We start from the raw sequence: 8030 nt of genomic DNA, 5'->3' as shown, positions 1-8030 counted from the left end.
CCGTGGCGGCCTGCACCAGGCAGCCACGCAAGCCGAACAACACAGCAGTGAAGGCGGGTGCAGCGTCCATGGCGACTTCCCCCAAATAGACGGCAGGCTATTCGGTGATTGTTACGGTGCTGTGACACTGCCAATCGTGCAACAGTTGTTCACAAAATATTGAGCAAACGTGTGTAAAGCTGATTATCAGCCCGCAAGGCTCTATACTGCCGCCGTACGGCAGCGCGACCCGTTGCGCTTGCGGCCGAGAATTTCGATGGAGAAACATCTATGCGTAGGATCGGTGCCAGTGTGCTCGAACGAGTCACCCAGGCCTGTGTCTGCGCCAGCATGTTGCTGGCGCCCGTGGCAGCCACCCAGGCTGCCACTGAGGAAGATCCCTGGGAAGCGGTCAACCGCCCGATTTTCCGCTTCAACGATACCCTCGACACCTATGCGCTCAAGCCATTGGCCAAGGGTTACCAAGCTGTTACCCCGCAGTTCCTCGAAGATGGCATCCACAACATCTTCCGCAACCTGGGTGACGTGACCAACCTGGCCAACGACGTGCTGCAGCTCAAGCCCCATGCGGCGGGCGTAGATACTGCGCGGCTGATCGTCAACACCACCTTCGGCCTGGGTGGTTTCTTCGATGTGGGCACCAAGATGGGCCTGCAGCGCAATGACGAGGACTTCGGCCAGACCCTGGGCTACTGGGGTGTGCCGAGTGGCCCGTACGTGGTCATTCCGTTGTTGGGCCCAAGCACTGTGCGTGACGGCGTGGCCAAGTACCCGGACGGCTACACCAAGCCCTACCGCTACATCGACCACGTACCGACCCGTAACTCGATCTTTGCCCTGGACATAGTCGATACCCGGGCCAGCCTGTTGTCGGCCGAAAAGCTGATTCAGGGTGACAAATACATCTTCATACGCAACGCCTACCTGCAGAACCGCGAGTTCAAGGTCAAGGATGGCGAAGTCGAAGACGACTTCTGATTCATCCAGCAGGGGCCGCATGCGGCCCCTGTTTCAATGCATCGCCAGAATCCGTAGCCCGAATTTCTGCTGCCCGCCTGGCTGGTCGGCAATCCACACCACTTCGGTGCTGGCATGCAGCCCCTTCAGTGCCGGGTGGTCGGAGTCGATCTGCACCTCGATCCGGTCCCCTACTTGAAAACGCGCCTGCGCCTGCACCTGCATGCCGCCGCTGGACAGGTCCAGGCATACCGCCGCAATCACCTGGTCTGCGTGCAATAGGCTGACCCCGGTGTCTAGGCGCATGCGGATGAAATCGCGTTTCTCGCTGTGGCTGGAGGGCGTGTGGGGCATGCTGCATCCTTCCCATCGGGGTGCGCTGATCAACTTTCTTATAACTCCCGGTGATTTGCCCTGTAAAGAGCGGCAAGGTCGACCGTTGCATGCTTGAAACCCCTGGCGGATGGGAGTACCGTCTGCGCCTTACAAGGTACCTCTGACAGTTGCCGGGCAGGTGTTCTTGTCCTACAACTCAAGTAGAGTGTGACCATAGCGAATTCCCGTAGCTGGCCGTCTGCCTTGCCGACACCGCTGCACCAACCTAAATCGGCGCCGTTCGCCCACATGCAGAAAACCAGTGCAACGCTGCTGATCATTGATGACGACGACGTGGTCCGTGCGAGCCTCGCCGCCTATCTTGAAGACAGTGGCTTCAGCGTCCTCCAGGCCGGTAATGGCCAGCAGGGCCTTCAGGTCTTCGAAGAACACCAGCCCGACCTCGTGATCTGCGATCTGCGCATGCCGCAGATGGGCGGCCTCGAACTGATCCGCCAGGTCAGCGAGCGTGCGCCGCAGTTACCGGTGATCGTGGTGTCTGGTGCCGGCGTCATGAGTGATGCGGTGGAAGCGTTGCGCCTGGGCGCCGCTGACTACCTGATCAAGCCGCTGGAAGACCTGGCCGTACTCGAGCATTCGGTACGCCGTGCCCTCGACCGGTCACGCCTGGTGCTGGAAAACCAGCGCTATCGCGACAAGCTCGAAGCCGCCAACCGTGAGCTGGAGGCCAGCCTGCATCTGTTGCAGGAGGACCAGACCGCCGGTCGCCAGGTGCAGATGAACATGCTGCCGGAAAACCCCTGGGTAGCCGGCGAGTTCGCTTTCGAGCACCAGATCATCCCGTCGTTGTACCTGTCGGGTGATTTTGTCGATTACTTCCGCGTGGACGAACGGCGCATCGCCTTCTACCTCGCTGATGTTTCCGGGCATGGCGCGTCGTCGGCCTTTGTCACCGTGCTGTTGAAATTCATGACCACGCGCCTCATGTTCGAACTCAAGCGCAGCAGAATGCGCGAGTTCAAGCCGTCGGAAGTGCTCAGCCACATCAACCGCGGTCTGATCAACAGCAAGCTGGGCAAGCATGTAACCATGGTTGGCGGGGTGATCGACGAAGAGTCTGGCCTGCTGACCTACGCCGTTGGCGGCCATTTGCCGCTGCCGGTACTGTACACCCCCGAGCACTGCCGCTACCTGGAAGGCCGTGGCCTGCCGGTTGGGCTGTTCGACGAGGCCACCTACCAGGACTTGGTGGTAGAGCTGCCACCGCAGTTCAGCCTCAGCCTGATGTCCGATGGCATTCTGGACCTTTTGCCGGGTGATACGCTCAAAGATAAAGAAGCCGCCTTGCCGGAGATCGTCAAGGCAGCAGGTGGCAGCCTGGATGGGCTGCGTCAACGATTTGGATTGGCTACGCTTGGGGAGATGCCGGATGATATCGCCCTATTGGTGTTGAGCAGGAACCTTCAATGAGTACCGGTAGAATCCAGTTCGCCGAGCAGAGCGGTACCTTCGTATTGAAATTCGTCGGTGAAGTGCGTCTGACCCTGTGTTCGGCGCTGGATGCGACGATCGAGAAGATTTTCACTGCGCTGAACTTCTCGGCGATTGTCATCGACCTCACCGAAACCGAGAGCATCGACAGCACTACCCTGGGCCTGCTGGCCAAGCTGTCGATCTTGTCGCGGCAGAAGGTTGGCCTGCTGCCGACCGTCGTCACCACCAACCCGGACATTTCCCGGTTATTGCAATCGATGGGCTTCGATCAGGTATTCAACATCGTCGATCGGCCGATTCCGTGCCCGGAATGCCTGACCGACCTGCCGTCGCAGGACCAGAACGAAGATGTCGTGCGTTCCAAGGTGCTGGAGGCGCACAAGATTCTCATGGGCCTGAACGACTCCAACCGTGAAGCCTTCCATGACCTGGTCAGCGCGCTGGAGCGCAGCTGACCTCTAGCCTGCACTGGCCTAGCCGCGGGTTCGCTCGCGCAAGGGCCTGTAGGGGCGGCTGATTTACCGAATCAGCTATTTCTCGCCAACGAACTCGGTGGCCTCCCTCCCGCCTGCATCCAGCTGATACACCCGCGCCGGCCGCCCCTGTTCATCAAAAAACACCTGCCCCAGCCCCGCGCCATTCCATAACCGTTCCCCCGCCTTGCTATGGCTCGGCGTGCGCGGCACCACCTCCATCTGCCGGCGCTTGGTGAACCAGTTCAGTGGTGAGCGAGGCGCATACAACCAGCGGTTGAGCCGGTCCAGTACATCCAGCAAGCGCCGTGGGAACTCGTTCTTGATCCCGCTACTGGTCACCTGCCACAGATGCGGGCTGCGCTGGCGGTGGCGAATCAGCACCTCATACACGAAGGAGTAATGCACATCTCCCGACAGCACCACGTAGTGCCCCGGGGTGCGCGAGTGGCGGAAGATATTGAGGATGACCTGCGCTGCACCGCGGTGGGCCATCCAGTTCTCGGCATCCACCAGCAGCGGGTAGCCCATCCAGCTGAACACCTTCTGCACCGTCTCGATCAGCTTCACCCCGAAAATCGGCGCAGGCGACACGATGACCGCGGAGGGATGATCGAGCAGTGCTTGCTGCAATTCACTCAGCGCCTCCCAGTCAAGCAGTCCGGACGGCTTGGCCAAGTTGCTTTCGCTGCGCCAGCGCCGCGTACGGGTGTCCAGGACCAGCAACGGTGGCTCGGTAGGCAGGCTGAACTGCCAGCCCTGGAAACGCAGCAGGTCGCCGATGAGCTCATCGTGGTTGTGACGGGTCAGCGCCTGGCATTGCCCGAGCAGAGGCTTGCAGGTGTCGGGGTCATTACCCCAGGCCTGGCACAGCAGGTAGCCGAGCAGGGCATTGCCGATTATCCGCCGCGAGAACGGGTGGCCGTAGGCGGTCTCTTCCCACTGTGCCGAAAGGTTCCAGTCGTCGGTGATGTCGTGGTCGTCGAATATCATCAGGCAAGGCAGGTGGGCCATCACCCGCGCCACTTGGCCGAGGTTGTCGGCAAACCCCTGGATCAGTGGCAGCTCATGCCGGTAACGAGCCTGGTGCTGGTCGTTGAGCCCGCTGGGCATGTCCAGGTTCACCAGTTGCCAGGGCACCGGCGACCACACCAGCAGGTACATGGCCATGACTTCGGCAAAGCTCACCAGATGGTTGTCGGCGTTGCTGGACGAGAATATCGGTTTGCGCTTGCCGCCAAAAAAGCGTTCGCGCAGGGTGTCGTTGCGTTCCAGCGCCGGCAGCAGGTCGGCGCGGTGGTAGTAGCTGGCCGGGTGCTGGTACAGCGCCTGGCTGTCGGCTACCACCGCACCCTCCAGTTGCTCATCGAACAGGCCCAGGCGCGCGATCAGGCCATGGATGGCACGCAGCATCGGGCCTGCGACGTCGTCGGCGTATACCTGGTCGCCGGTCATCAGCAGCACGGCGGGGCGATCTTCTGCGCTTGTACAGGCCTGCAGCAGGCGGTCAGCACACAGCAGACCATCGGCAGCGGGGTGGTGCGGCTTGCGGCAGGAACCGTGCAGCAAATGGTCGAGGCGCTCACGCAGTACCAGGCTCGGGCGCAGGGTGCCGGGGTAGAGCAGGTGTGGGGCCCAGTCGGCGATACCTTGGCCGTTGATCAGCAGGTCGTAGTCGAGCAGCTGGTTGCACGGCAGGGTGCTGGTGAAGTGGATGTCCAGCAGGTGGATGTAGGCGTGCCGACCTATTGGCACCACCTGGCAATCGACCTGGGCTTCGCTTGCCGGGCAGATGAATTGGGGTTGCAGTGGTTCTGTGGCGACCAGCCAGATGGCCAGGCGCTGGGGCTCCAGGCGGCGCAGGATCGGGCCGGCGAGTACGAGGGGCAAGGGGGTACAGGAAGTCATCGACAGCTCGGGTGGCTTATCGGGCCCCTTCGCGGTAATTCCGCGCCCACACGTACAGCGCCAATTTCAGGCCTGTGGGTAGGTGTGGGTGCGGGTTTACCCGCGAAGAGACCCTGGAATTCAATTCACAACTGAGGCTTGGCAAAACAAAACGGGCGGAAAATGCTGAACACTTCCCGCCCGTCTGGCAAACCCGAACTGTATCAGCCCTTTTCAGCCATCAGCTTTTCAAGCTTCTCCTGGTCCCGGGCAAACTGCCGGATACCCTCGGCCAGTTTCTCGGTGCCCATGGCATCTTCGTTCATCGCCCAGCGGAACTGGCTTTCGCTCAGTACGTGCTTGGCCTCGCCGGTATTGCCCGGCTTGAGAATGCGCGGCAGCTCGCCCTGGTCGCTGCTGAGCTTGTCGAGCAGGTCCGGGCTGATGGTCAGGCGGTCGCAACCGGCCAGTTGTTCGATCTGGCCGATATTGCGGAAGCTGGCGCCCATGACCACGGTGTTGTAGCCATTGGCCTTGTAGTAGTTGTAGATGCGTGTGACCGACTGTACGCCCGGGTCCTCGGCGCCCACGTATTCCTGGCCGGTGCTCTTCTTGTACCAGTCGTAGATACGGCCCACGAATGGCGAAATCAGGAACACCCCGGCATCTGCGCAGGCCTGGGCCTGGGCGAAGGAGAACAGCAGGGTCAGGTTGGTCTGGATGCCTTCCTTTTCCAGCTGCTCGGCAGCGCGGATGCCCTCCCAGGTTGAGGCCAGCTTGATCAGCACGCGGTCGCGGCCAACACCTGCCTTGTCATACAGGTCGATCAGCGCGCGCGCCTTGGCCAGCAGGGCCGGTTCGTCGAACGACAGGCGGGCATCCACTTCGGTGGAGATACGCCCCGGGATGACCTTGAGAATGCCCGAGCCCACAGCGACGGCAAACTGGTCGCAGGCCAGGTCGACATTGCCCTTGGCATCGGCCTTTACCTGCTTGAGCAGGTCGGCGTAGCCTGGGATGGTTGCAGCCTTGAGCAGCAGCGACGGGTTGGTGGTGGCATCGACCGGTTTCAGGCGGGTGATGGCGTCCAGGTCCCCGGTGTCGGCGACCACGGTGGTGAACTGCTTGAGTTGTTCCAGCTTGGAGGTCATGGGCGTGCTCTGTCCTGTGCAATGACTCGACATTACCCGAGCCCCGACAGCCGCTCAAGGGCTGTCGGCGCGGGCTTGCCCGTGAAGGGCGGTGCGAAGGTGAGCATTCGAGTCGCAGGGGCGCGCGAGGTTCCGCAAACACACAAGCCGGCGCCTGCGCGACCCGCCCCCACAAAAATTCCATGACCTGGCTGGGCTGCATTAGCGCCCCTGCAGCAACTCCATCGCCTGGTCGAACACTGCCAACGGCTCGGCCGCCTTGTGAATGTCCGCCGACAGCAACTGGCGGAAGCGGCGCGCGCCCTTGAACCCTTGGGCCAGCCCCAGGATATGCCGGGTAACGTGGTGCATCGCGCCGCCACCTTCCATATGCGCCACAATGTAAGGCCGCAACTGCGCCAGCGCCTCGCTGCGGCTGACCACCGGCGCCTCGCTGGCAAACAGCTGCTGGTCCACCTCGGCCAGCAGGTAAGGGTTGTGGTACGCCTCACGCCCCAGCATTACGCCATCGAAGGTTTCAAGGTGGGCCTGGCATTCTGCCAAGGTCTTGATCCCGCCGTTCAGCACGATTTCCAGGTCCGGGAAGTCCGCCTTCAGCTGCGCTGCCACGTCATAGCGCAGCGGCGGGATCTCGCGGTTCTCTTTCGGCGAAAGCCCTTCGAGAATGGCGATGCGCGCATGCACGGTAAAGCTGCGGCAGCCGGCCTCGCGCACCTGGCCGACGAAGTCGCACAGCTCGCCATAGCTGTCACGGCCGTTGATGCCAATCCGGTGCTTGACCGTGACCGGGGTGGATACCGCATCGCGCATGGCTTTCACACAATCGGCCACCAGTGCCGGGTGGGCCATCAGGCAGGCGCCGATCATGTTGTTCTGCACCCGGTCGCTCGGGCAGCCGACGTTGAGGTTGACCTCGTCGTAGCCTGCGTCCTCGGCCAGCCGCGCGCAGGCAGCCAGGTCAGCCGGCACGCTCCCGCCAAGTTGCAGCGCCAACGGGTGCTCGGAAACGTCGTGGCGCAGGAAACGGTGGGCGTCGTTGTGCAGCAAGGCGCCGGTAGTGACCATTTCGGTGTAGAGCAAGGTGTGCTTGGAGAGCAGGCGCAGGAAGAACCGGCAGTGGCGGTCTGTCCAGTCCATCATGGGGGCAACGCTGAAGCGGCGTGACGGCTCAGGGCGCGTGGTTTCTGGCTTGGAGCCTGATTTTGCGGTCATTTCGTTCAACGTGTTTTGTACCAATTTTTCGGGGGTGGGCGTTTTTACCAAGCGCTTGGTAACAATGTACCAACCGACAGTCGACGTGTACCAATCTCGGATGGCAGCGGTCAGCACGCATAAAAAGGCACGATGGCAGCACTGGCTACCTCGTCCAGATCCGCATTAATAGCGACAAGGTGACAGTCTACCAAGAGAGCCAAACGTTCGCCTGCAAACCAGGCTGCAGTGGCTTGGGCGAAGCGACGGGAAACCGAGTTGGCTGTGAGCCGCCTATTCGAAATGGATGGGGGTACCCCGCGCGTATCGAGTGTTTCCGGTCATTGTGACTGGAATTGGCTGGGGCGTTATACCTATCTGAGGGGGCGTGGCGATCCATCTGTCAGGAGTGGCGATCGTGTCCCGGGAAGTGGTGTAACTCATCATGGCTCTTGCCATTGAGTTCGCCGTTTAGTTGATCACAGCTGACAGCTTGGCTTGTGGATTATCGCTGACCGCTTCGAAGGCCTCCAACTGCATG

General features: G+C 61.5%; 7 protein-coding genes and 2 pseudogenes. 4 read left to right on the top strand and 5 right to left on the bottom strand.

The genetic code is table 11. The features are described 5' to 3' along the window. A pseudogene (locus DMX11_RS25600) lies at positions 1 to 70 on the bottom strand (phosphonoacetaldehyde phosphonohydrolase-related protein); the annotation flags it as partial. Positions 71 to 270: 200 nt separating this feature from the next. On the opposite strand from DMX11_RS25600, the gene DMX11_RS25595 reads away from it, so the two are divergent. Beyond that, entirely contained in the window at positions 271 to 978 is a 708-nt protein-coding gene (locus tag DMX11_RS25595; protein WP_110748563.1) for a VacJ family lipoprotein, read from the top strand. A 33-nt stretch (positions 979 to 1011) separates the two neighbouring features. Here the strand turns inward: DMX11_RS25595 and DMX11_RS25590 are convergent, their stop codons facing one another. Beyond that, positions 1012 to 1311 carry a PilZ domain-containing protein gene (locus DMX11_RS25590; RefSeq protein ID WP_110748560.1) on the bottom strand — a complete coding sequence of 100 codons (300 nt, stop codon included), beginning with the start codon at positions 1309 to 1311 and terminating at the stop codon, positions 1012 to 1014. Between the two features lie 270 nt (positions 1312 to 1581). Here DMX11_RS25590 and rssB point away from each other — a divergent pair, with 270 nt between their 5' ends. After that, on the top strand, positions 1582 to 2763 hold the full coding sequence (gene rssB / locus DMX11_RS25585; RefSeq protein ID WP_110748556.1) for a two-component system response regulator RssB: 1182 nt from the start codon (positions 1582 to 1584) through the stop codon (positions 2761 to 2763). Further along, positions 2760 to 3242 (top strand): anti-sigma factor antagonist RssC, encoded by a 483-nt coding sequence (rssC, locus tag DMX11_RS25580; RefSeq protein WP_019096598.1) that lies wholly within the window; start codon positions 2760 to 2762, stop codon positions 3240 to 3242. The genes rssB and rssC overlap by 4 nt, the downstream gene beginning before the upstream one ends. Before the next feature lie 75 nt (positions 3243 to 3317). On the opposite strand, the gene DMX11_RS25575 is transcribed toward rssC, so the two are convergent. The 3 genes from DMX11_RS25575 to dusA all read right to left on the bottom strand — a co-directional run bounded on the left by DMX11_RS25575 (position 3318) and on the right by dusA (position 7510). Next, positions 3318 to 5168, bottom strand: a complete 1851-nt coding sequence (locus DMX11_RS25575; protein WP_110748553.1) for an alkaline phosphatase D family protein — start codon at positions 5166 to 5168, stop codon at positions 3318 to 3320. Between the two features lie 203 nt (positions 5169 to 5371). Then, positions 5372 to 6298: a transaldolase gene (gene tal, locus DMX11_RS25570; RefSeq protein WP_110748550.1), complete on the bottom strand. Its 927-nt coding sequence runs from the start codon at positions 6296 to 6298 to the stop codon at positions 5372 to 5374. Positions 6299 to 6499: 201 nt separating this feature from the next. Next, positions 6500 to 7510: a tRNA dihydrouridine(20/20a) synthase DusA gene (gene dusA / locus DMX11_RS25565; protein ID WP_110748547.1), complete on the bottom strand. Its 1011-nt coding sequence runs from the start codon at positions 7508 to 7510 to the stop codon at positions 6500 to 6502. 264 nt (positions 7511 to 7774) lie between these two features. On the opposite strand from dusA, the pseudogene DMX11_RS26315 reads away from it, so the two are divergent. Continuing rightward, positions 7775 to 7951 (top strand): annotated as a pseudogene (locus DMX11_RS26315) (site-specific integrase); the annotation flags it as partial. Positions 7952 to 8030 lie beyond the last annotated feature (79 nt).

The sequence above is a fragment of the Pseudomonas sp. LB-090624 genome, assembly GCF_003205205.1.
In the GTDB taxonomy this organism is placed as follows: Bacteria; Pseudomonadota; Gammaproteobacteria; order Pseudomonadales; family Pseudomonadaceae; genus Aquipseudomonas.
This window is presented reverse-complemented; position numbering and strand designations above follow the sequence as displayed.

Bases quoted from the DNA above. Each gene is read 5' to 3' on its own strand.
- rssC (WP_019096598.1), top strand. From the start codon at position 2,760: ATGAGTACCGGTAGAATCCAGTTCGCCGAGCAGAGCGGTACCTTCGTA.
- DMX11_RS25575 (WP_110748553.1), bottom strand. From the start codon at position 5,168: ATGACTTCCTGTACCCCCTTGCCCCTCGTACTCGCCGGCCCGATCCTG.
- DMX11_RS25595 (WP_110748563.1), top strand. From the start codon at position 271: ATGCGTAGGATCGGTGCCAGTGTGCTCGAACGAGTCACCCAGGCCTGT.
- DMX11_RS25590 (WP_110748560.1), bottom strand. From the start codon at position 1,311: ATGCCCCACACGCCCTCCAGCCACAGCGAGAAACGCGATTTCATCCGC.
- dusA (WP_110748547.1), bottom strand. From the start codon at position 7,510: ATGACCGCAAAATCAGGCTCCAAGCCAGAAACCACGCGCCCTGAGCCG.
- tal (WP_110748550.1), bottom strand. From the start codon at position 6,298: ATGACCTCCAAGCTGGAACAACTCAAGCAGTTCACCACCGTGGTCGCC.
- rssB (WP_110748556.1), top strand. From the start codon at position 1,582: ATGCAGAAAACCAGTGCAACGCTGCTGATCATTGATGACGACGACGTG.